Source organism: Bacteroides timonensis (genome assembly GCF_000513195.1).
Lineage (GTDB): Bacteria > Bacteroidota > Bacteroidia > Bacteroidales > Bacteroidaceae > Bacteroides > Bacteroides timonensis.
The window spans coordinates 1-24,414 of sequence record NZ_CBVI010000118.1; the positions used below are offsets into that span (position 1 = coordinate 1).

At 46.0% G+C, this 24,414-nt stretch carries 16 protein-coding genes; 6 read left to right on the plus strand and 10 right to left on the minus strand.

The window, feature by feature from the left end; translation table 11 throughout:
• On the plus strand, positions 1-801 hold an 801-nt coding region (gene nudC, locus BN161_RS21605), incomplete at its 5' end, for an NAD(+) diphosphatase (RefSeq protein ID WP_052356390.1).
• A gap of 477 nt (positions 802-1,278) precedes the next feature.
• On the opposite strand, the gene BN161_RS21610 is transcribed toward nudC, so the two are convergent.
• The 3 genes from BN161_RS21610 to BN161_RS21620 all read right to left on the minus strand — a co-directional run bounded on the left by BN161_RS21610 (position 1,279) and on the right by BN161_RS21620 (position 6,550).
• Complete coding sequence (locus tag BN161_RS21610; RefSeq protein WP_044270175.1) at positions 1,279-3,021, minus strand: phospho-sugar mutase; 1,743 nt, start codon at positions 3,019-3,021, stop codon at positions 1,279-1,281.
• Between the two features lie 169 nt (positions 3,022-3,190).
• The gene (locus BN161_RS21615; RefSeq protein WP_044270177.1) at positions 3,191-4,834 is read right to left on the minus strand and encodes a C69 family dipeptidase; all 1,644 of its coding nucleotides are present in this window, start codon (positions 4,832-4,834) and stop codon (positions 3,191-3,193) included.
• A 51-nt stretch (positions 4,835-4,885) separates the two neighbouring features.
• Positions 4,886-6,550, minus strand: coding sequence for a M23 family metallopeptidase (locus BN161_RS21620; protein WP_044270229.1), 1,665 nt, complete (start codon positions 6,548-6,550; stop codon positions 4,886-4,888).
• Between the two features lie 118 nt (positions 6,551-6,668).
• On the opposite strand from BN161_RS21620, the gene BN161_RS21625 reads away from it, so the two are divergent.
• The gene (locus BN161_RS21625; RefSeq protein WP_044270179.1) at positions 6,669-7,352 is read left to right on the plus strand and encodes a fimbrillin family protein; all 684 of its coding nucleotides are present in this window, start codon (positions 6,669-6,671) and stop codon (positions 7,350-7,352) included.
• A 195-nt stretch (positions 7,353-7,547) separates the two neighbouring features.
• Entirely contained in the window at positions 7,548-8,654 is a 1,107-nt protein-coding gene (ald, locus tag BN161_RS21630; protein ID WP_044270181.1) for an alanine dehydrogenase, read from the plus strand.
• 94 nt (positions 8,655-8,748) lie between these two features.
• On the opposite strand, the gene BN161_RS21635 is transcribed toward ald, so the two are convergent.
• From BN161_RS21635 to BN161_RS21655, 5 genes are all read right to left on the minus strand, one after another.
• The gene (locus BN161_RS21635; protein WP_044270182.1) at positions 8,749-9,525 is read right to left on the minus strand and encodes a LytR/AlgR family response regulator transcription factor; all 777 of its coding nucleotides are present in this window, start codon (positions 9,523-9,525) and stop codon (positions 8,749-8,751) included.
• Positions 9,522-10,559 carry a sensor histidine kinase gene (locus tag BN161_RS21640; protein ID WP_025835767.1) on the minus strand — a complete coding sequence of 346 codons (1,038 nt, stop codon included), beginning with the start codon at positions 10,557-10,559 and terminating at the stop codon, positions 9,522-9,524. The genes BN161_RS21635 and BN161_RS21640 overlap by 4 nt, the downstream gene beginning before the upstream one ends.
• A gap of 71 nt (positions 10,560-10,630) precedes the next feature.
• Positions 10,631-11,536, minus strand: coding sequence for an efflux RND transporter periplasmic adaptor subunit (locus tag BN161_RS21645; protein ID WP_044270231.1), 906 nt, complete (start codon positions 11,534-11,536; stop codon positions 10,631-10,633).
• A 10-nt stretch (positions 11,537-11,546) separates the two neighbouring features.
• On the minus strand, positions 11,547-15,863 hold the full coding sequence (locus BN161_RS21650) for a CusA/CzcA family heavy metal efflux RND transporter (RefSeq protein ID WP_044270184.1): 4,317 nt from the start codon (positions 15,861-15,863) through the stop codon (positions 11,547-11,549).
• A 125-nt stretch (positions 15,864-15,988) separates the two neighbouring features.
• Positions 15,989-17,230, minus strand: coding sequence for an MFS transporter (locus BN161_RS21655; protein WP_044270186.1), 1,242 nt, complete (start codon positions 17,228-17,230; stop codon positions 15,989-15,991).
• Positions 17,231-17,688: 458 nt separating this feature from the next.
• Between BN161_RS21655 and BN161_RS21660 the strand changes: the two genes are divergently transcribed.
• Positions 17,689-19,134 (plus strand): glutamate decarboxylase, encoded by a 1,446-nt coding sequence (locus tag BN161_RS21660; protein WP_044270187.1) that lies wholly within the window; start codon positions 17,689-17,691, stop codon positions 19,132-19,134.
• An 89-nt stretch (positions 19,135-19,223) separates the two neighbouring features.
• Entirely contained in the window at positions 19,224-20,189 is a 966-nt protein-coding gene (gene glsA, locus BN161_RS21665) for a glutaminase A (RefSeq protein ID WP_007216361.1), read from the plus strand.
• Positions 20,190-20,789: 600 nt separating this feature from the next.
• Here glsA and BN161_RS21670 read toward each other — a convergent pair.
• Positions 20,790-21,518 carry a potassium channel family protein gene (locus BN161_RS21670; RefSeq protein ID WP_044270188.1) on the minus strand — a complete coding sequence of 243 codons (729 nt, stop codon included), beginning with the start codon at positions 21,516-21,518 and terminating at the stop codon, positions 20,790-20,792.
• 190 nt (positions 21,519-21,708) lie between these two features.
• Between BN161_RS21670 and gadC the strand changes: the two genes are divergently transcribed.
• A complete protein-coding gene (gene gadC, locus BN161_RS21675; RefSeq protein WP_007216359.1) occupies positions 21,709-23,298 on the plus strand; it encodes a putative glutamine/gamma-aminobutyrate antiporter GadC in 1,590 nt (529 codons plus the stop codon).
• 142 nt (positions 23,299-23,440) lie between these two features.
• Here gadC and BN161_RS21680 read toward each other — a convergent pair whose 3' ends face one another.
• On the minus strand, positions 23,441-24,382 hold the full coding sequence (locus BN161_RS21680; protein WP_044270189.1) for an NAD(P)H-dependent flavin oxidoreductase: 942 nt from the start codon (positions 24,380-24,382) through the stop codon (positions 23,441-23,443).
• Positions 24,383-24,414: the final 32 nt, after the last annotated feature.

Sequence of the window (24,414 nt, forward strand, 5' to 3'; positions counted from 1 at the left end):
AAGAATAGTAAAAGCCAGAGCCCTACACAGTGGTTCGTCTTTTTCAAAGACCAACTGTTGCTGAAAAAAGAGAAAACAGAAAAAGGAGAGATTAAATACAGTGTACCTTATGGTACAGAATCACCGTTGGCCCCCGGCTCAGGTAGTACGATCCATGAAGTCTTTCTGCCCACGGATGAAATAGTACATGCATTCGCCATTGAACAGCTCGTTACTGAAACTGAAGAATGGGTTATGGTCAACCTCCGGGGTTCCTACGAATACATCACTCTGGACGAATATAAAGCTGCCGGAAAAGCATATCAGATACTGTATTGGGATCAGCATAGCCGTTTTTGTCCTGCGTGTGGTATGCCTACGGAACATAAGACCCCTATCATGAAAAAATGCCCTTCGTGTGCTTACGAAATATATCCACCTATTTCTACAGCTATCATTGTACTAATACGCCGCGGGGAAGAAATCTTGCTGGTGCATGCCCGCAATTTCCGCGGAACATTCTATGGTTTGGTAGCCGGTTTCCTCGAAGCAGGAGAAACTCTGGAACAATGCGTACAACGCGAAGTGATGGAAGAAACCGGATTGCGAGTGAAGAATATCACTTATTTCGGCAACCAGCCCTGGCCCTATCCCAGCGGACTGATGGTAGGCTTCATTGCTGATTATGAAAGTGGGGAAATCAAGTTACAGAAAGACGAGCTCAGTGCCGGAGCATTCTATTCAAAAGAAAATATGCCGGAAATTCCACGAAAACTGAGCATAGCACGAAAGATGATAGACTGGTGGCTAAGCAATAATTAAAAGACGGAAATCATTCAAATAAAAACAGATTGCGGAGGACATGCATTCAACAAACGAACAACTACGAATGAAACGACTCTCATTCACATCAACCAATTAGCATGCAACCGCAATCTGTATATTTTCTCATCTCCCGGTCATTCGACCTTCATCAAGTAATTCTAAAATATATCCATCAGAAAAAAGAGGATAGTAGCAATTTATCTCAACCGATGCTTTCACTATTGAAAACGCTCTTACGCCACTAATTGCCAAAATCCCCTTTTATCATCCTGATGGATATTACTAAGGTTTAGGTTAGGTTTATACGTTGCATATAAAACGGCATTTAACAGAGAATGATTTCAGAGTTGACTTAAAGAAAGCAAAAGAACCTTAAAACGGGAAGAATGTCCACGCTAACGGATAAAAAACAAAAAAGGTGCAACCCTTCGCAGGATTACACCTTTCCTTCTGCCTTACAGCAGTTTATCTTTCTCAGATACCAAGTGACTTACGTACTGCCACCACTTTCTCTTCTGCTTCAGCATCAGCACTGGCGTAGCATTTCGGGCAACCCATTTCGCCCTTCACCTCGATATAGAACTTGATTTTCGGTTCTGTACCCGACGGACGAACAGAAATCTTTGTACCATCTTCCGTGAAATACTGAAGAACATTTGAAGTCTCCGGCATATCCAGATCAACAGCATTTCCCTGAGCATCGATCATCTTCAATGTCTTATAATCCTTGATCAATTTGACAGGTGAACCTCCGATTTCTTTCGGCGGGTTAGCACGGAAGTTATCCATCATGGCTTTGATTTCATCCGCACCGCTCTTACCGGGTTTCACTACGTTTACAGTCGTTTCTTTAGAGAAACCATACTCTACATAGATATCCATCAGCACATCATACAGCGTCTTGCCCTGATCCTTAGCCCAGGCACAGATTTCAGCCAACAATGAACAGGCAGAAACGGCATCTTTATCACGAACAAAGTCTTCTGCCAGGAAACCGTAGCTTTCTTCACCACCACCAATATATTGCTGCTTGCCTTCGCTCAAACGAATTTCACGTGCAATCCATTTGAAACCGGTGTAGCAATCACGCATTTCAATCTTATTCTTATCAGCGACAGCCTTAATCAGTTCAGTAGTTACAATGGTCTTCACGATGAAGTCGTTGGGCTGCATCTTGCCCATTGCAATACGGTTCTTGATGATGTAATACAAGAAGATCAGACAAGTCTGGTTACCGTTGATAAGTACCCACTCACCTTTATCATCTTTGCAAGCCATACCTACACGGTCAGCGTCCGGATCGCTCGCCATTACGATGTCGGCATCGAGTTTCTTCGCCAATGCGATAGCCATAGAGAGTGCTTCGGCATTTTCAGGGTTCGGAGATACCACTGTCGGGAAATTACCGTCCTTCACCATCTGTTCGGGTACGCAATTTACATTCTCAAATCCCCATTCTTTCAGAGAAGAAGGAATGAGCACACGACCTGCACCATGCAGAGGAGTATAAACAATGCTGAGATCTTTCTGACGCTTGATAACTTCCGGATCTATAGAAATAGAATGAACCATGTCCAGATAAATCTTATCTACATCAGCACCAATGATCTGAATCAGGTCTTTGTTACCTTCAAATTTGATGTCGGCAACAGTCACCTTATTTACTTCGTCGATGATAGCGGTATCGTGCGGAGCAAGTACCTGAGCACCGTCATCCCAATAAGCCTTGTAACCGTTATATTCTCTCGGATTGTGGCTGGCAGTGATATTGATACCACTCTGGCATCCGAAGTGACGGATAGCAAAAGAAACTTCCGGTGTAGGACGCAAATCGTCGAAGAGATATACTTTGATGCCGTTTGCAGAGAAGATGTCGGCAGAGATTTTAGCGAATTTGTCGCTATTGTTACGGCAGTCATAACCTACCACTACGGAAATCTGCTCTTTGTCCTTGAAACACTTATTCAGATAGTTGGAAAGGCCCTGTGTTGCAGCACCTACGGTATAGATATTCATACGATTGGTTCCAGCACCCATGATGCCGCGCAGGCCACCCGTACCGAATTCCAAATCCTTATAGAAACAATCTATCAACTCAGTTTTATCTTCGTTTTCCAACATGCGTTTTACTTCAGCCTGAGTTTCGGCATCATAAGCCGGGGTGAGCCACATTTGGGCTTTCTCAGTTACCTGCTTGATAAGTTCCTGATTTTCCATACAATTATTGTTATTTTAGAGGTTAAAATATATCTATTAGTTGTAAGACACAAATGTAGGCGAATAAGTTCAAATATCCTACTTTTTCATTAAAGATTTACACTGTATTGTACAGATTTCACAGGCTTCTTATTGTTCCTGCGAAATCTACAAAGACTGCAACAGGGTATTACTCTGGCATCTTATAGCGATCACCGGTTTGCTTCACGTATTCTTCCAGAAACTCTTTCGGATATCCGGGACGTATCACACCAGCCGGCTGACCAATGGAATTACGTTCGAACTTACCGTCTTTCATACGTTTCACCACACCATCATTGTATTTTACGATAAGGAATTCGCCGAGACGTTTCCAGGTATCGAGCGTACTTTGCGCGGTCATGTTCGTATAATTGGTCAGGAACGCTTTTGCCCGGGCAGGATCTTTTGAATAGAGTTTGGATGCAGCCGATTCGATTCCTTCCTGCGCATCATTGAAAGTAGTTTCCATCTCCGACTGGCTTGCACGTACATCGCCAATCATCAGATCATAGCGGGGATAAACCATATTTGCCACCCAATTGAAAATCCAGAAAGAAGAATTCCAGGAGAAGGTGATATAGTCGGCACCATCTACACGAGAGTAGCATACAGGCACTTTATCAGTACAGCAATATACAGGGGTGAAAACAGTCATGTTGGCATCATCCGTACCGAACCACAGCACGCCACCGATAGCATCGGGCATGGTAGAGCGCATCTGAGATACGAAAACGAAACCTGACTGCTGGGTAGAGATGGGACGTTCGTTGAAATATTCCTGGTCGTTCACCTTGAAGGACAGCGGAGAAAGACGGTAAGGGGTGTGATAAGGACCGGCACCAAAATCTTTGCTGATATCCAGCGGAGTACCTTCGTAATGATCGCGCATGGCATTCTTCACATCCTGTACGGAGATTTTGCGGTTGGCTTTCAGGTAGAGAGGCATGGGTTGATTGGTTTTACCTTCTATATAAGGAAGGAATTCCTCACCACGGTCGGTAAACATATTGAAGTAACTCCATACGCGGGCTTCGCAGTAACGACGTGCACCGAAATCCAGAGGAGCGTATGCATCAGCAAAGCTGAAATCCTTGTTCACACCGTTGAAGTAACCTTTTTCGCGGGCAAAGGAGATGACATCGGAAGAATACATACAGTTGTTCTTATCATTCATATCGAACTGGTGGATGCGCGACTGGTTGGCATGTGCCGAGATGCAATCATCGGGGATGCGCACAGCCACCCACACGGCACCACGCACACCGGGGCCTTTGCCAATCATTTCCATAATCCAGATCTCGTTCGGATCAGCGATAGTGAAAGACTCGCCACTGCTGTAATAGCCATATTCCTGTACAAGGTCAGTCATCACCTTGATAGCTTCACGGGCGGTACGGGCACGTTGCAGACCGAGATAAATCAGACTTCCGTAGTCGATGATACCGGTGGTATCTACCAGTTCCGGACGACCTCCGAAAGTGGTTTCAGCAATGGTAAGCTGGAATTCGTTGATATTGCCGATGACGTTGTACGTCTGGCGTGCCTGCTCAATCTGTCCCAGATACTTGCCGGTGTCCCACTCATGCACATCCATCAGGGTACCTTTCTTATGTATGCCCGCAGGATAATGATATAACTCGCCGAACAACCCGTAAGAGTCGGCAGAATAAGAAACGATTGTAGAACCGTCTGTGGAGGCATTCTTACCAACAATAAGGTTGGTACAAGCCAGTGCATTCATTACTGCAACAGCCACAAATAAGACGGAAAGAGTCAGTCTTTTGCTTTTCATACTTTAGCTATTTAAATTATTAATTCATGTGTCACATATATACAGACTTGTTTACCAGACAAACGTAAACTGTTCTGTTGCCCGGTTGCCGCAACCATCCGTCACGGTGATTTCCACCACATGCTTACCCCGTTCCACCCGTTTAGGATCAATCTCATAGACCAGGTTCCCACTGATGGAATTAGGTTTGCCAAACAAGGCATACTTCCCGTCGATGGTGCCGCGATAACTGCTTATGCCGGTTTCTTTATCCTTCGCCTTGAACGTAATGCGTCCCATGCGTCCCCACTGTTGCGGGTTCAGCGGAGTGATTTCAGGAGGCACGGTATCGATGGCAACGGTATACGTACCCAACTCCCGGATGGTCGTCTTCATGAAACCGTCCTCGTACTTGCCACCTATGCTATACTTCCCGCCCCGGGAGTTCACGCCTGCCACATAGTATTTCGACCTATCTTCCAGAGGGTGGCGACGCAAGCCGATGCTCAACTCGCAACGGCCATGCAAAGGGATGCGTGTGTCATTCAACTGATAAGTAAAGGCAACGTCCCCGCTATCTGCACGCACGGCATAATTCAGGTACGCGTCGTCATACAGCATCCCGCGAGGAATCACCAGCGACAGACCGGGTTCCTGTAGATAGTTCACCTTGTCCCAGCGGAAGATGTACTTCTCCCGATGTTCCACAGGAGCTATCTCCGCCCGCTTTCCATGCACGGTGAAGCGCACTTTCGAAGTGTTTCCCAGGGCATCTTTCAAGGTGTAGACAAAGCGGTACGGACGCTCTTCGTTGATATCAATCAGTCCCCGGTTATCATTTGAAGCATGCAGCATCCTCAGCGTATTTCCCGGTTCGATGAACGATTTCATATATTGCCCGTATGTCCACGAGTTAATCATGCGGTTCTCGTTCTCCGAGAAGCGGTCCACCACACTGCGGAACACTTCCATGCTGTCCACTTCCAGGATAACCGTGTGCACACCGTAACGGTTGTGCACGCCATCCATATAGTCGTATGCACGGATGCCCGCTCCTATCAGTCCCCAGGCAGTGATGGGCTGTTTAGGGCTGAGAGGAAAGGCCTGACGTTTCTGGGTTCCGTCCACCATTCCCTTGCCGGGTTGTGGAAACAGCATGATGCCTTCGGCACGCGGGGCGGTGTTGTCCTTCACTTTCTTCTTGAAGAAGGGCAAAGGATCCACGTAGTCATCCGTATCTGCCTCAAACACATCAAGATGCAGGTGCGGTCCAAAGGAATATCCGGTATTACCGCTCAGAGCGATAACCTGCCCGGCCTTGACGATATATTCGCCCGGTTCGGGGATAATCTCTACTTCCCATGTCTCCTTTTCGTATTGCAGGTCTTCTACCCGGCGGGCTATATCGCCCACAAAAGCGCTGAGGTGGCGGTTGATTGTTTTATATCCGTTATTATATGCCACATCGAGCACATAGCCCGAACCATGAGTGACACGGATACGCGAAATGTATCCGTCGGCCAGCGCCCGCACGGGTTTACCGATGGTGCCGCCCGTCTTGAAGTCAAGTCCGCCGTGAAAATGATTGGCACGTATTTCACCGAAATTACCGGAGAAAACAATAGGGAAATCGAAAGGAGGAGTGAACGTTGCCTGAGATTGCACATCCCCACCCGCTTGCGGATAGGCCTGCACTCCCCATGCAAACAGTATAAGGGATAATATAGAATGTTTCATATAGGTCAATAAACAATTTGTCGGGCAAATGTACATTATTCCGGGTAGATTATAAAGAAATGCAAGCAAATATTACCCGATAAATGCCTACCTTTGCCACGACAAATACCAAAATAATATGCAAATCACCTACTATTTCCGCACCTCCATCCTCGTATTGGCGTGTATTTTACCGGCTTTTACGCCTGCCCTGGCTTCCGGAGCAAGCACCGTTCCGGACAGTCTGCTGACAGAAAAACACATCCGCAGCATATACATATCTGCGCCCGACAGTGCCCTCCACCTGCTCGACGAGGCCGAAAAACACCGCCTCCCCTCCATGCCTGCGTTCCACATCGACATCCTGCGCAGCATGGTGTACGAAAGCCAGACCATGTATACCCTTAAAGAGCGTTGCCTGCGGCGTGCCTTGCAGAGCGACTCCGTGCGACTGGTACCTGCACGCCGGCTGCGCCTACTCTCACAATTGTCTTCCACCCTCGACCGCCTGAACCGATACGAAGAAGGTATCAGTATCGCCTCCGGCACCACCCGCGCCGACATCACCCTCAGCGGCACCCGCGACCGCCGCCACGCCCTGCTTCTCCCGCAAACCATAACCGCCGGCAAGCCCCTGCTCCGCCTCACCATCGGCGAGCAAACTTACCGTCTGGATGCCACCGACCGGAACGGCACATTCGAAGCGGGCAAAAGCTACACCCTCAACGTCACCGTGAGCAATGCCGAAATCACCGCCACCGTAAGCATCACCCCCTGGCTGGAAGGAGGCGAAAGCGAAGGAGACGCAGGAATGGAAATCTGAGAGAAAGGAAGGAAAAGTATAGGACTTGCATAAAAATACTGTTGTAAAACACTCCACCCGCATGAACATCGGAACCGGGAAATCGTTATCTTGCGACGTCTTTCGAGGGTATGCCGACAACCATCCGCCTACATACAGGCAGTACTTCCGGCAGCCCCTCTATGTTTAACCCCCAAAATTAAAACTGTTAAGGTTATGATTATCGGAGTACCTAAAGAAATCAAGAACAACGAAAACCGTGTAGGAATGACCCCTGCCGGAGTAGCCGAGTTGGTGAAACAAGGTCATACAGTGTATGTACAGGCATCTGCCGGTGCAAACAGCGGTTTCGCGGATGAAGAGTACACTGCAGTGGGTGCGAAAATGCTGCCAACCATCGAAGCGACCTATGCCGCGGCGGAAATGATTGTGAAGGTGAAAGAACCTATCGCCCCCGAGTACAAACTGATTAAAAAGGGTCAGGTGGTATTTACCTATTTCCACTTCGCCGCCGATAAAATATTGACCGAAGCCATGATAGAAAGCGGCGGTATCTGCATCGCCTACGAAACCGTGGAGAAGGAAGACCGCTCTCTGCCCTTGCTCACCCCTATGAGCGAAGTGGCGGGACGCATGGCTACCCAGGTAGGCGCCCGCTTCCTCGAAAAGCCCCAAGGCGGAAAAGGAAAACTGATGGGTGGCGTGACAGGTGTACGCCCCGCACGGGTGCTTGTTCTGGGTGGTGGCATCGTAGGAACCAACGCCGCGCAGATAGCCGCCGGCATGGGTGCCGAAGTCCTGATTACAGACATCAACCTCTCCCGCCTCCGCTACCTCAGCGAAGTGATGCCGAAGAACGTGAAGACACTCTATTCCTCCATGCACAACATCAAGATGGAGCTTCCCAATATAGATCTCGTGATAGGTTCCGTCCTCATCCCAGGCGATAAGGCCCCGCACCTCATTACCAAAGAAATGCTGAAAATGATGAAACCCGGAACAGTCCTCGTAGACGTCGCCATCGACCAGGGCGGATGCTTTGAAACCTCCCACCCGACCACGCACAGCGAACCGACGTATGTAGTGGACGGCATCGTTCATTATGCCGTTGCCAATATTCCGGGTGCCGTACCGTTCACCTCCACCATGGCACTGACCAATGCAACGCTGCCCTACACCGTAGCACTGGCAAACAAAGGCTGGCGGAAAGCGTGCAAAGACGATCCCGCACTGGCCCTGGGATTGAATGTGGTAGAAGGACAGGTGACGTATAAAGCGGTGGCTGATGTGTTCGGGCTGAAGTATGAGCCGATAGAGTTGTAATAGTTACGAGTTACGAGCTACAAGCTACGAGTGGCTGCGCTATCACGCTGCAAAGTACTTGTAGCTCGTAGCCCATGAATTCTTCACGACATGCTCAATGTGTCTTGGAAAACCAATCCTTAAATTCCTGTACACGTGCCTTGCTTACCAGCACTTTCTCATCCGAAACCTTACAACGAAGATTAATAGACAGACGATTGTTGAACCATAAATCAATATCCTTGATAGCCTCACGGGAAATCAGAAATTGCCGGTTGACACGGAAGAACAGGGATGGATCAATACACTCTGTTATTTCATCCAGCGTTTGTGGAAATGTATATTCCTTACCATCGGCAAGAACAACCTTCACTTTACAGTCCTGAATATAAAACAGCAGAATCATATCCACCGAAACCGGTAGCAACTTGTCACTCTTCACCGGAATGAGAAAATGCGTTTTATAACTTTCCCGCTTTTTCAGCGAATGAATTAATTGCAACAAAGCATTGTCAGGGGATTTCCCTTGTTCCGAACCATGCAACTGCTCCAACTTATGGAAAGCCTTCTCAATATCATTCTTTCCAATAGGCTTCAACAAATAATCCACACTGTTCACTTTGAACGCACGAAGAGCATATTCATCATAGGCCGTAGTGAAAACAATAGGGCAGGTAATATCTACATGATCGAAGATTTCAAAGGCTGATCCGTCAGCTAAATGAATATCCATAAAGATCATGTCCGGCATAGAGTATATGGCAAACCAATCCAATACAGCCGCAATACTGTCCAAAGTAGCCTCTACTTCCACTTCCGGCTTCACTTCCTGTAACAAAGCTTTCAGGTTGCGGACTGCCGCTTTCTCATCTTCTATAATAATTACTTTCATGAAACACTCGGTATTAAAGGAATACGTATGGTAAACTGCTCGTTCTCGCTGATTTGTATCTCCCGCTTGTAAAGCAAATGATAGCGTTTTGCAAGATTTGCCAGTCCTATACCAGTTCCGGTAGTAGCAGTCAGTTTAGGCTGCACCGGATTGGTAACGATTAATTCTTCCCCTTCGGTATAAATACGGATATTCAATGGATGCCTGTCGCTTATTTCATTATGTTTCACTGCATTCTCTATCAGCATCTGGACTGCCATAGGAGGCAAATAATAATTGGCATATTTATTATCAATACAAATATCAAAAGAGAGATTATCTTCAAAGCGCATCTTCAACAAAAAGATGTAGGCTGACACAAATTCTATTTCATCCTTCACACACACACTTTTCGAATCATTTCCCTGCAAGGTGTAGCGCAATACACGGGAAAGTTCCTGAATGTATTCCTGTGCTTTATCCTGGTCTTCGCGTACCAGTGACCGGAGAGTATTCAGAGAGTTAAAAAGCATGTGCGGATTCAATTGATTCTTCAAAGCCTCATACTGGTTCAGGATGTTCTCGGCCTGCAACTGCTGGTTTTCTATAACGACTTCCTGCTGACGCCGGATAAGGTAGGATATATAACAACTTCCCGATACGGTACAGGTTATTATAAAATCACGCAGAGGATGCAGATAATGATGTACCATGGCATCAATGGCCGGAATATCGAAAGTGTGATGCAGGAATACAAAACATTTCCCTAACAAACTGCTTAAAATCCAAGTCAGTATCAATGACAATATCATCTTCTGCCAGGTAATTTTTACAGCCGGCTGGTTAAAGTGGAACAGCAAAATGTTCACCTCAAACAGAATCACAAGAGAGATGAAAGTGAAAAACACTTCACTTGCCACATCAGCAGGCCTCATCCCCGGAAACAGTGTCTGGCTCTCGAAGACATCAAAGAGAGAAACCAATTCCGGAAAATGAATCAATGTTGCCACGGAAATGGAAACGATGAGTATAAACAGAGTATACCGGTTTTTCATGCTTGCAGTATTTTACATACAAAGATACATTTTATTCCATCACATCCTTATTTTTTCAAAGATAAGGAACCTTATTGTTCAGCCGAAGCCTGCTCTTTCATAATCCTTGCTGTGACGTACATACCGGGACGGAATTGATTGTCCACAGTATCTACCCTGGCATAGACTTCAACAGAGCGTGTATCTTCATCCACTTTCTGCCCGATAGATATCAAAGTAGCCTTAAATACTGTTTTTCCCATTCCGTTTACACGAAATTGTACCGGATTTCCCACTTTCATATCTGCCAGATCCTTTTCATAGGTTGTCAATCTGAGTAAAGTCCGACTTTTATCTACTATTTCACAAAGGGCATCTCCTACATTCATATATTTACCAACATTCATTTTCACATCTGCCACATAGCCACTGATCGGAGCTTTAATCTGCAAAAAAGGTTGAATACCCTCCTTCAGCAAGACTTCAGGTTCCACTTCCAGTAATTTCAACTGTGCAGCCGCCGCCTCCACACGGCTTTTCATTGAAAGGTAATCTGCCTTGCTTTGCTGAAGTTTCTTTTGGGAGGCTGCTTGTTCGGCAGAAAGAGCTTGCTGGCGAAGGTATTCCGCTTCCAGAAATTCAGTCTGTGCATGACTGTCCAGATATGTCTGTTGTAAAGTTATAAAGTCGGGATTTTCCAGAGTAGCCAATACACTCCCTTGCCGTACAGGTTCACCGGGCAACAAAGAAGTACTTTTAATAACCCCACCCATCGTAAGCGAAACCGTCGCCATCCGTTGTGGAGGAATAACCATTGTACCGTTAAATGATACCTGATTGGGTTTAGAAGTAGCTGAAGTGATAGCATCTACCTGAATGCTATCTGTCACGTTTTCTGCTACGGCAACAGTAGTAGCCTCTTCTGCCGGTTGTACTTCTTTGTTCTCGCCGCATGCTGTCAGCACCAGCAGAATTAAGGGGAAAGTTATCTTTTTCATCGTCATCATTCTATTTAAAAAGTTCGTATTCAAGGGCTGCTATATTGTATTGATATACCGTTTCGAGGTATCCGCGACGAATGTCACGCGCCACATTAACGGCTTGTATAAATTCAGTTATATTAGTTTCGCTATGTTGCAACTGCAGGTTAGCCACCTTCAACAGTTCATCCGCTTCTTTCAATGCCGATGTTGTATAATAGCGCAGACTTTCAGACTGGCGGCGCAAACTGGCAACAGCTTCCGAAACTTTGTTATATAGATTCTGTGTATTAGCCTCAGCTTCAGTTCTTGCTATGACGGCAGCCACTTTCGCTTGCTTTATCTTGCTATGCCGCGGCAAGAAATAAACCGGAAAGGAAACTCCAACCATCCACGAATTCAATCCTTTCAGTGGAAGTATATCCTGACGTACGTAACCGAAGGAAAGTTCAGGGAAAAATCGGCTTCGCTCCACATTCAATTGTGCTTTAGCCTCATTAGCCTGACTCTGAAAATAATTCAGATGGACTTCCGAAAAAGACGGCACCTGATAATCTACCGGAAATTGTACCAACGCCGTATCTGCCGGAATCAATGGCCGGTCTGCATAACAGACCCAATTCAGGCGTGACAAAGCCAGTTTTTCCTCTTCTTGTGCCTGAAAAAGGCGATTCTTCATATCCACAGCCATACTGGTGGTCATGTTTTTCTCCAGCAAAGTTATTTCTCCCTGCTGATAACGCAACTCACCCATACGCTGTAATTGCCCGGCCAATTTGTTCTGGTCATTGTATAAAGCACGAAGATTGCAGGCATATAGATAATATGCCCATGCACGCTTCACTTCCGCCACTACCTCTTTTTCAACAATCTGCCGGTAGAAAGTCCCCGTTTCAACCTGCCTGTTCACCAAGGCATTCTTATAAAAAGGAGTCAACAGCGAGCCTAAGCCTTGGGTTACTTCCCACTGCTTGTCTTTTCTAAGTTCACCATTCAGTTGTCCCCATGAATAGTTCATCTCGGTAGGAGACAATTCCAAAACTTCTCCCCTGCCCGCCTTTACCTGGCGGATTGCCGCAGAAGCTATTTTCAACCGGGGATGGTTCTGCTTTGCCAGTTCTATAGCCTGCTCCATCGTCACTTTCTCCTGAGCTTTCGCCGTAAAGGGCAACATAACAGCCAACAACAGAAAGAAGAACAAGAACTTTTTCGCAGAGAAACGACGTTTCCATACCACTGTATAGCTTACAATCTGATAGAAAACAGGAATAATAAGCAGTGTCAATACAGTAGATACAATCAACCCGCCAATAACTACAGTAGCCAACGGACGCTGCACTTCGGCGCCGGCCGAGGTGGCAACGGCCATAGGAACAAATCCCAAGGAAGCAACCAGTCCTGTCAAGAAAACAGGCCGCAACAGATGAGCGGTTCCACGGGCAATCACCCGTCTGGTAGAAAGAGCATACATAGTTTCTTTTCTTATATCATTAAAGTGATTAATCATTAAAATACCATTGAGAACCGCTACGCCGAAGAGGGCAATGAAGCCTACTCCCGCCGAAATGCTGAATGGAAGACCGCGTAGCCATAGTGCCAGAATACCGCCAATCAATGAAAGAGGCACGGTAGAGAACACCACCAATGTATAAGTAACATTCTTGAAAGCGAAAAACAATAGTAACAGAATCAGCATCAGAGCTACCGGTACAACAACCAGCAAAGTGTTGATGGCATTCTGCAAATTCTCAAATTGTCCGCCATATTCGAAATAATATCCGGGCTTCAATTGAATATTCTTGTCCAGCGTCTTCTGTATATCCTGCACCACCTGCTGAATATCCGCTCCACGCACATTGACCCCGATTACAATACGACGTTTGGTTGCATCCCGGTTAATCTGTAACGGACCATTCACCAAATCAATGGTAGCTACCTCACTGACCGGTATCTGAATGCCTTCATTGGAACGGACAAAGAGTTTATCCAGATTCAAATCAGCCACTTTATCCTGATCCAGACGAACCACCAAGTCAAAGCGACGCTCATTCTCAAAGACTACTCCACTAGCCTCTCCGGCATAGGCTGTACGAATAATAGTATTCAATTCTTCTATATTGATACCATAGCGGGCAATCTTTCCACGATTATACTTTACTACCAACTGAGGTAACCCCATTGTCTGTTCCACAATCACATCCGATGCCCCAGGTACCTTTTCTACAAAAGCAGCAGCTTCTTTTGCCTTCTGATAGAGTTCATGTGTATCTTCTCCATAAAGTTTAACAGCAATATCTGCTTTGGCTCCTGTCATCAACTCATTAAAACGAAGTTGGATAGGTTGGGAGAAATTAAACTCCGCACGGTTAGCTAACGGTTCAAGAGCCTCTTTCATCTTCTCTACCATTTCGGCACGACTGGCAGCACTGATCCACTCCTTGAAAGGCTTCATGACAATCATTACGTCGGCATCTTCCACTGCCATCGGGTCTGTCGGAACTTCCGCCGTACCTATTTTAGCTACCACATGTTTGATTTCCGGGAGTTTATCCATCAGGAGTTTCTCCGCTTCATTGGATACTTCGATGCTTTCGCTCAACGAACTGCCGGCCGGAAGCGTCATCTGCATGGCAAAATCCCCTTCATCCAACGTAGGAATAAACTCCGCTCCCAGACGGGTGAAAAGAAAGAGAGAAATAACCAGAGCCACAAACGCAGTTGCAACAGTCTGCCACTTAAAGCGCAAGCAGAATGACAAGGCACGGGCATAGAGTTTATTCAGTGCTTCAAAGAATTTATCAGCAAAAGTCGATTTTGTCACAATATGATGTTTCAGGAACAGGGAAGCCATCATCGGAACGTAAGTCAATGATAAGAACAGAGCACCGATAATGCAAAATACCAGGGTTTTAGCCATCGGCGTGAAATACTTCCCTTCTATTCCCGTCAACGTCAGTATAGGGAAAAAGACGATCAGAATGATGAATACAGCAAATGTCGCAGACCGTACCACACTCGAAGCACCTTTCTCTACTTCCGCATCCATTTCTTTTGCCGATAAAGTACGTCCTTTAAACTTCTTACTGTAAATATGTGCCAATATACCTTCCAATATAACAATAGAGCCATCGACAACAATACCGAAATCTATCGCCCCCAGGCTCATAAGGTTGGCAGAAACATTAAAGATACGCATCAGAATGAATGCAAACAACATTGCTAATGGAATGACGGAAGCCACAATCAGTCCAGCACGTACATTACCCAGAAAAACAATCAATACCAGAAATACGATGATCGCGCCTTCTATCAGATTGTAGATAACAGTAGAAATGTTGCGGTTCACTAATTCAGATCGGTTCAGATAAGGCTCGATAGTAACACCTTCCGGCAATATCTTCTGTATCTTTTCCACCCTTTTCTCCAGTTCTCCGGTTACGACATTGGCATTGGCTCCTTTCAGCATCATGGCAATGCCACCCACACATTCGCCCTTGCCGTCCATTGTCATGGCTCCGAAACGTTTGGGTGCTCCGAAGCGTACCGTACCGATGTCACTGATACGGATAGGAATACCATTGCGATTAGCTACTACTACCTGTTCCACATCTTTAATGCAGCTTATCATTCCTTCGGAACGAATATAATAAGCACGATTTACTTTCTCGATATAGCTGCCACCCGTATTCTGATTATTCTTATTTAAAGCTTCGAACACCTCTCCGATGGTGATATTGAGAGAGAAAAGTACATCTGGATCAACCGCTACTTCATATTGTTTCAGATAGCCTCCGAAACTGTTTATCTCAACAATTCCTGGAATACCTGACAATTGCCGTTTCACAATCCAATCCTGAATGGTACGAAGCTCCATGGCATCATATTTATCTTCATAATCCGGCTCCACTTTCAATACATATTGGTATATCTCACCCAGCCCGGTGGTGATAGGCATCATTTCGGGCATACCCAACTCGGAAGGAATCTCACCGGCCACACTCTGTATTTGCTCGTTCACCAGCTGGCGGGCATCCAGAGTAGGTACACTCTCTTCAAAGACTACCGTCACCACCGACAACCCGAAACGGGAGACAGAACGGATTTCAGTGACATTCATGATATTGCTCATGGCGATTTCCACGGGCATTGTGATTAGTTGCTCCACCTCTTGTGGAGCCAAGGTTGGTGACACGGTTACAATCTGTACCTGATTGTTTGTAATATCCGGAACAGCATCTATAGGAAGTGTCAACATGGAATAAATTCCACCAATCAAAAGAAACAAAGTGGTAAGCCCCACAAAAAGCTTCTTCTTTACTGAGAATCGAAGGATAGCGTCGAACATGTTTTATACTTTTGGTTTTTGCACAAAAGTAAACTATCCGAATTATACACAGAATGACTGTGTGCTGAACCGGCTATTTTAGCAATTCAACCATCGATATCAGTCATTGAAGTGAAACTACCGACTTACAGCTTATCGCCGAACAGAAAATCTTTCTTCCTCCTATACGCCCATATCAATGCAAGTATCGTAATGCAAAGGTTAAAGATAAACGGAAACTCCTGCGAACGTACATGAAACAATGATTGGAAGAAATCTACGATAAACGGACAAAGCAGCACGGCCAGATAATTCATTGCCATCACAAAAGCCAATGCCAGCGTGGTTTTCTGGGGAACAGCCGTATCCACCGTTTTATCATAAATCAACGGTTGGATAACCCCATAGCCCAATCCCACCAGTATGCAGCCGGGTATAATCAGCCATTCTTTGGGAGAAATCCATATCAGTGCCAACCCCAGTGCAATACACAGCAGACTGTAAAACTTAGTCTTTTCCTTCAGATACTTTACAACATGCCCCAGAAAGAAACCGGGTGCCATGATAGCAAGGAAGAAGAGGGAAATCATCATCCCCGAGTTCCCACTGGAAAAGTGATGTTCCTCCATCAGGAACGGAAGGTTGAACGTCACGATCAATACGATATAAGTGGTAAGCCCGTAGAAAAGCATCAGTTGCAGCAGATGACGGACATGAATACCATACTTACCGGGGATAGCGGGAACAGTCGTTTCTGCCGATGAAGAAGTATCAGCAGGAGATTTATCCGATGACGTGATTTGTGCTTCACAATCCGCATTTTCGTCTTTCAGATGGATGGTGAGTATGATGGCTACCAAAGGTAGTAAATAGACCAGGAAAGGCAGATGCCAGTTCACTTCTGCCAGATAACCGGTAACAGCAGTTGCCACCACCAGCGTAACATTTGTAATAGCGGAACTGTATCCAAACTGTTTCACCCGGTAGGTTCCCGTGAAATAGCGGGATATCAATCCGGTAGAAAGCGGAATAATCAGTCCCGCACCAATTCCCAGCAGGGCGCTGACAGCTATTAATTGCCACATTTTTGTGGAAAACAGGTACAGCACCCCGCTCGCGGCGAACATCCAGAGCCCCGCGCGTAACAGACGGACGAAGTCGCGTTTCTCGGCCAACTTGCCCGCCAATAAAATAAAAGGTATAATCAATAACGAAGGTAAGGAACTAAGCATCTGGATGTCCAACTCCGAAGCATCCGGAAAAGTGGTGGAAAGCTGTCCCAGAATAGGAGAAACAGCCAATCCCGGCAAAGAGGTCAATGCAGAGATAGACCAGATGCCGATAAGCGTAATTAAGGGAATAGTCCCCCGTCCGGTATTGATTTTCATATATACAATATTTATATAGTTTGAAACAGTGCAAGAAAAACAAAAGTACAAAGAGAAAGTTCAAAGAGTGAAGGAGAGTATAAATGATAATTTACCAGCGTAGCGCTGGAGCAAGGTTCTCCTTCGGCGTGCAAGTAATCTTTCAGACGCGGATGACACGGATGACGCGGATTTTTAAAGCTGCGCTATACATATCGGCATATCACACCGAAGGAAAAAAAATCCGCGTCATCCGTGTCATCCGTGTCTGAAAGATTAAAGTCCGCATTCGTCCGCCTCATCCGCGTCGTCCGCGTACCAATTCTTTCACCCGCTAAATTATCATTTACCTCTCCCTCCCTTTAATAAACGCCAAAATATGTAAAACCCCGGAACTTTCCTCTGCAAACGCCGTTGTTGTGGGAAATTCGACGGGGAAAATCCTCGCCGCCTAAACCTAAACTAAAACAATTAGTAAAATGGAAGATGTAAATTTCAGAAAAGGTGATGCCAAAACAGAAGTGTTTGGATCAAACAGAATGTTGCAACCCTCTCCGGTAGAGAAGATCCCTGACGGACCTACTACTCCCGAGATTGCTTATCAGATGGTAAAAGACGAAACTTTCGCTCAAACTCAACCCCGTCTGAATCTGGCTACATTCGTTACCACTTATATGGACGACTATGCCACCAAGCTGATGAACGAGGCGATCAACATCAACTACATTGACGAAACGGAATATCCCCGTATCGCCGTGATGAACGGAAAATGTATCAACATCGTAGCAAACTTGTGGAACTCTCCTGAAAAGGATACTTGGAAAACAGGTGCGCTGGCCATTGGTTCAAGTGAAGCATGTATGTTGGGCGGTGTGGCAGCTTGGCTGCGTTGGCGTAAAAAACGCCAGGCTCAGGGCAAACCATTCGATAAACCTAATTTCGTTATCTCAACCGGTTTCCAGGTAGTATGGGAAAAGTTCGCTCAGTTGTGGCAGATTGAAATGCGTGAAGTGCCTTTGACCCTTGACAAGACTACTCTTGATCCGGAAGAAGCATTAAAAATGTGTGATGAAAACACCATTTGTATCGTACCTATTCAGGGTGTGACATGGACCGGACTGAACGATGACGTAGAAGCACTGGACAAAGCTCTCGATGCTTACAACGCCAAGACCGGTTACGATATTCCTATCCATGTAGATGCTGCCAGTGGTGGTTTCATCCTGCCGTTCCTCTATCCTGAAACGAAATGGGACTTCCGCTTGAAGTGGGTTCTTTCTATCAGTGTCAGCGGACATAAGTTCGGTCTCGTTTATCCGGGTCTGGGTTGGGTTTGCTGGAAAGGCAAAGAATATCTGCCCGAGGAAATGTCATTCAGCGTAAACTACCTCGGTGCAAACATTACTCAGGTCGGCTTGAACTTCTCCCGTCCTGCTGCTCAAATCCTGGGTCAGTACTACCAATTCATTCGCTTAGGATTCCAGGGATACAAAGAGGTGCAGTATAATTCGCTGACCATTGCGAAGTATATCCATGACGAAATCGCCAAGATGGAACCGTTCGTCAACTATTCAGAAGAAGTGGTGAACCCGTTGTTCATCTGGTACATGAAACCGGAGTACGCCAAGAATGCTAAATGGACGTTGTACGACCTTCAGGATAAACTGTCGCAACACGGTTGGATGGTACCGGCTTATACTCTGCCTTCTAAACTGGAAGACTATGTTGTAATGCGTGTGGTAGTACGCCAGGGCTTCAGCCGCGACATGGCAGACATGTTGCTGGGCGACATCAAGAATGCTATCACCGAACTGGAGAAATTGGATTATCCTACTCCTACCCGCATGGCTCAGGAAAAGAACTTGCCGGTGGAAGCTAAGATGTTCAATCATGGTGGACGCCGCCATAAAAAGGCTGTAAAATAATTGAAGTGATAGGGTGATAGAGTGATAAGGTGATTGAGCAATATCACCCTAACACTCTATCGCCTTAACACTCTAACACTTTATTAACTATGGATAAAAAGATTTCAATCTCTCAACTAAAAGAGGTTGCCCAGGAAGCCTATGAGCAGGTGAAGGGTAACACCGGGGGAAAAAATGCCGATTACATCCCCTACCTTGCCAACATCGACAAGAATCTGTTCGGCATCAGCATCTGTCTGATGAACGGACAAACTATTAATATAGGTGACACTGACTACCGTTTCGGTATAGAATCTGTGTCCAAAGTGCATACAGCCATCCTTATCCTCCGTCAATACGGAGCACAGAAGGTGCTGGATATGATTGGTGCAGATGCTACAGGATTACCTTTCAACTCAATCATCGCCATCTTACTGGAGAATGATCACCCTTCTACCCCCTTGGTAAATGCAGGTGCCATCTCAGCATGTTCCATGGTTGAGCCTGTGGGTAATTCAGATAAGAAATGGGAAGCTATTGTTCAGAATATTACTGATTTGTGCGGTTCAGCTCCACAATTGATTGATGAGTTGTATAAGTCGGAAACGGCTACGAACTTCAACAACCGCTCTATTGCATGGTTACTGAAGAACTATAACCGCATCTACGATAATCCGGATATGGCACTCGACCTGTACACTCGTCAATGCTCATTGGGTATCACTGCCGGACAACTGGCGATTGCTGCCGGAACCATCGCCAACAGTGGTGTAAACCCTGTCACCAAGAAAGAAGTGTTTGAAGCTTCATTAGCTCCGAAGATTACTTCCATGATTTCTACCGTAGGCTTCTACGAACATTCAGGTGACTGGATGTACACTGCCGGTATACCTGCCAAGAGCGGTGTAGGTGGTGGAGTTATGTCTGTACTGCCTGGTGTATTCGGCGCAGCTGCATTTGCACCTCCTTTGGACGAAGCAGGGAATTCTGTTAAATCACAACTCGCCATCAAGTATATCATGAACAAATTGGGTTTGGGCGTGTTCAATGGTGACCGTGTGACCATTGTAGAATAAAGAACAATCTCTCTTTTTCATAAATAAAAGGCGTCGTCAGTCCGGAGAGGATAGGCGGCGCTTGTACTTTTCTTTTGTCTTAAGACAAAAGAAAAGATACCAAAGAAAAACTCAAGGCTGCACTTCCGGTGCTACTCCGGTACTGCCATCCGCAGACGGGGCTCGAACTCGCTTCGCTCAAACAGATCGCCCCTTACCTGCGTCTGACAGCACCTACGCTTACGCACCTACAGTGAGGCCGGGAGACCATGCGGCGTAAAGTAAGTCACTTCCTATTATGGAAATTCTGTTTACCCCAAATGGTAACTTTGTTAACCCCACACAGTAACTCCATTTACATGCCGAGGTAAAGGTCGTTACATACCGAGGTAAAGAGCGTTACAATAAGTGGTAAAGGTCGTTACATACGGCAGTAAATGCTTTTACATTAGGCAGTAAACAGTCGGTAAATGTTATCTATTGATTATCAACAAACTAACAAAATCTCATCAGTAATCTATCATCCATTTCCGTACAAACACAAACTAATCCCCCACCGCGCAGCCCTCCGGCATAGGCGCAGGTGCGTAAGCGTAAGCACTGTCAGGCACACACACAACATTACTTTATATCCCCTCCCTGCAACTCCTTATAATACTCTTGTTTCTCCTGGTTCCTCCTCTGCACCAGACTCGTCACATACACCGTAAATATCGGAAACATCATCATCCCCAATGCTGCCAGCAGAACTGACAGTACACGCCCCGTCACCGTCACAGCAATAATATTGGAACCAACTGTCGTTACATCCATAAACGCCCACCACAAAGCATCCCCATAGCCTGTAACTAATGTATTCGCCCCATGCTCCATAACATAAAAAGCCAGACTGGAGAAATAAACCGTAGCAAGCAAAGTCGTAAGGTAAGTAACAAACAGACCGGATGCCTTATTATACGTCAGCCACCCCACCACAATGGCCAATGCATAACCACCGCGCACTAAAGGAATAAAACGCAATAAGTAAGTGATTTCTTCTGAAAACGTCCATCCTGCCCAGGAAATAATGCTCTGGTAAGGAATGGCTACCAGAAGAAATACGAAGTGAGTGGCAAAATAACGTCCTTTATGCTTTGCTAAAAACCACTCCAAAATGAAGTCCAGCAAAAACAATACGCACACGGCAAACTGAACCTTCATAAATACCGTCTGAGTATAGAAAGGAATACCCTTGAATGTATCTACTGAAATACTAACCACTAAAAATAACGAAAGTAACAGAATCACAATGTGTAAGACACCATAAATTCCCTTCTCTCGTAATGCAAATTCTGAAAGAGCCATTTTCATAATAATACCTATTATTTATTCTGATTTAATATATTACTGATTTCTGCCTGATTGCCCTAAAACGTCTTGCACAAGGCATTTGTTTAAGTGTTAATTTACCAACTTTCACTTTATCCTCGAAAACAACTCCACCGGGTCGTTGTTATAGAGACTGATTTTAAAACATATTTTTCACCTAAAACCTTAACTTATGGCAAATATTAAACAAACAGTGAAGCTGGGTGTGTTCACCCTCGCAATCATGAATGTAACGGCAGTAGTATCCCTACGTGGACTACCTGCCGAGGCCGTGTACGGAATGAGTTCGGCCTTTTACTATTTATTTGCAGCTATCGTATTCCTTATACCGACATCACTTGTCGCTGCGGAATTGGCTGCAATGTTCCAGGACAAACAAGGTGGTGTGTTCCGCTGGGTAGGAGAAGCCTACGGTAAGCGGCTCGGTTTCCTTGCCATCTGGGTGCAATGGATTGAAAGTACCATCTGGTACCCCACCGTATTGACATTCGGTGCCGTATCCATCGCCTTCATCGGAATGAACGACGCGCACGATATGTCGTTGGCAAGTAACAAGTACTACACACTCGCCGTAGTGCTCATCATCTACTGGCTCGCCACTTTCATCTCATTGAAAGGTATGGGATGGGTAGGTAAGGTAGCCAAAGTCGGCGGTATGGTTGGTACCATTATTCCGGCAGCCTTACTGATTATCCTGGGCATCATTTATCTGGCTACAGGCGGACATTCCAATCTGGACTTCCACAGCAGCTTCTTCCCCGATCTGACGAACTTCGACAACGTCGTACTCGCCGCAAGTATCTTCCTCTTTTATGCCGGTATGGAAATGGGCGGTATCCACGTTAAGGATATAGAAAACCCCTCCAAGAATTATCCGAAAGCAGTATTTATCGGTGCAGCTATCACAGTTATCATTTTCGTACTGGGTACTTTCGCACTGGGTGTTATCATTCCGGCCAAAGACATCAGTCTGACACAAAGCTTGCTGGTTGGTTTCGACAATTACTTCAAGTACATCCATGCTTCCTGGTTATCACCGATCATCGCTATTGCTCTTGCATTCGGTGTGCTGGCAGGTGTATTGACTTGGGTTGCCGGTCCGTCCAAAGGTATTTTTGCCGTAGGTAAGGCAGGTTATATGCCCCCGTTCTTCCAGAAGACAAACAAACTGGGTGTACAGAAGAACATCCTGTTCGTACAAGGTGGTGCTGTAACAGTATTAAGCCTCTTGTTCGTAGTAATGCCTTCCGTACAGAGTTTCTATCAGATCCTGTCACAGTTGACAGTAGTTCTTTACCTTATCATGTATATGTTGATGTTTACAGGAGCTATCGTATTGCGTTACAAGATGAAGAAGTTGAACCGTCCGTTCCGTATCGGTAAGGGTGGTAACGGTTTGATGTGGTTCATCGGCGGACTCGGTTTCTGTGGTTCTCTGTTGGCATTCATCCTGAGCTTTATCCCGCCCAGTCAGATTTCAACGGGTAGCAATACAGTTTGGTTCTCCGTATTGATTATCGGTGCCATCGTTGTAGTGGCAGCTCCGTTCATCATTTACGCTTGCAAGAAACCGACTTGGGTTGATCCGAATACTAACTTCGAGCCCTTCCATTGGGAAGAACAACCAAAAGTTGCAGCAAACGCAGCAACAGCCACTGCAACAGCAGCAGGCACAACAAGCACAGCTACGGCAACACCAACTGCAAATCCTACCGTAAATCCAACTAGTACAACAAATAATTCCGGTACACCTAAATCATAGGGGCGTAATCGGAAAACATGAAAATGGGACTGTACAGATTGACGTACAGCCCCATTTTTTATTTTGGATGGTAAGAAAGCGGTTTGTTTGGGACGAATTTCATTCCCTCTATTCAAAAAATTCGTCCCATATAGCTAAATTCTTATTCCTTTAGCGCATTCCACGCTCTTCTATATCCTTCCGTCAGTTCCTGCATGACCTCAGCAACCGTCTCTATCTGTTTACCGTAAAGTAGTGCAGAAGCCTGGCCAATCTCCAGTTCTCCCTCTTCCAGATCTCCATAGAAAATACCTTTCTTGGCACGTCCATGAGCCAGAAGAATACGAAGTTCATCTTGTGTAGCCCCCACGGCTTCGGCTGCCTCTACAGCGTCACGGAAATTATTCCGCACCAAACGTACCGGAGCAAGCTTCTTCAACAATAACCGGGTATCCCCCTCCTGCAAACGCAGACAATATTCCTTGAAATATTCATGAGCTGAACTTTCCTGAGTCAATGCAAAACGCGTACCTATTTGTACTCCTTCTGCTCCCAGCACACGGGCAGCAAGCATAGCCTCACCCGTAGCAATTCCTCCGGCAGCAATCAATGGTAAGGTAGTAGCGGCACGCACGGCAGGTATCAGGCACAAAGTGGTAGTCTCTTCCCTTCCGTTATGCCCACCGGCCTCGAAGCCCTCAGCAACAACAGCATCCACACCCGCCTCTTCGGCCTTCATCGCAAAGCGGGAAGAACTGACCACATGCACCACTGTCACTCCCCGCTCTTTCAGCCATCCCGTCCATTTGGCAGGGCTTCCGGCGGAAGTGAAAACTATATTGACTCCTTCCTCTACCACTATCTGCATGATTTCTTCAATCTGTGGATACATCAATGGAATATTGACTCCAAAAGGATTATGTGTAGCAGCATGGCATTTACGGATATGCTCACGTAACGTTTCAGGATGCATGGAACCTGCTCCAAGCAAGCCCAGTCCACCCGCATTACTTACTGCCGACGCTAAGCGCCAGCCACTGCACCAAACCATACCACCTTGGATTATTGGATATCGAATTCCGAAAAGGGAAGTAATTCTGTTCATAGTCTCCTACATTTAGGTATTATTAAGGAAGA

Coding starts and splice junctions, on each gene's coding strand:
- BN161_RS21645 (WP_044270231.1), bottom strand. CDS start 11,536: ATGAAAAAGATAACTTTCCCCTTAATTCTGCTGGTGCTGACAGCATGC.
- BN161_RS21640 (WP_025835767.1), bottom strand. CDS start 10,559: ATGAAAAACCGGTATACTCTGTTTATACTCATCGTTTCCATTTCCGTG.
- BN161_RS21680 (WP_044270189.1), bottom strand. CDS start 24,382: ATGAACAGAATTACTTCCCTTTTCGGAATTCGATATCCAATAATCCAA.
- BN161_RS21625 (WP_044270179.1), top strand. CDS start 6,669: ATGCAAATCACCTACTATTTCCGCACCTCCATCCTCGTATTGGCGTGT.
- BN161_RS21650 (WP_044270184.1), bottom strand. CDS start 15,863: ATGTTCGACGCTATCCTTCGATTCTCAGTAAAGAAGAAGCTTTTTGTG.
- glsA (WP_007216361.1), top strand. CDS start 19,224: ATGGATAAAAAGATTTCAATCTCTCAACTAAAAGAGGTTGCCCAGGAA.
- BN161_RS21635 (WP_044270182.1), bottom strand. CDS start 9,525: ATGAAAGTAATTATTATAGAAGATGAGAAAGCGGCAGTCCGCAACCTG.
- BN161_RS21660 (WP_044270187.1), top strand. CDS start 17,689: ATGGAAGATGTAAATTTCAGAAAAGGTGATGCCAAAACAGAAGTGTTT.
- BN161_RS21620 (WP_044270229.1), bottom strand. CDS start 6,550: ATGAAACATTCTATATTATCCCTTATACTGTTTGCATGGGGAGTGCAG.
- BN161_RS21670 (WP_044270188.1), bottom strand. CDS start 21,518: ATGAAAATGGCTCTTTCAGAATTTGCATTACGAGAGAAGGGAATTTAT.
- ald (WP_044270181.1), top strand. CDS start 7,548: ATGATTATCGGAGTACCTAAAGAAATCAAGAACAACGAAAACCGTGTA.
- BN161_RS21615 (WP_044270177.1), bottom strand. CDS start 4,834: ATGAAAAGCAAAAGACTGACTCTTTCCGTCTTATTTGTGGCTGTTGCA.
- BN161_RS21655 (WP_044270186.1), bottom strand. CDS start 17,230: ATGAAAATCAATACCGGACGGGGGACTATTCCCTTAATTACGCTTATC.
- gadC (WP_007216359.1), top strand. CDS start 21,709: ATGGCAAATATTAAACAAACAGTGAAGCTGGGTGTGTTCACCCTCGCA.
- BN161_RS21610 (WP_044270175.1), bottom strand. CDS start 3,021: ATGGAAAATCAGGAACTTATCAAGCAGGTAACTGAGAAAGCCCAAATG.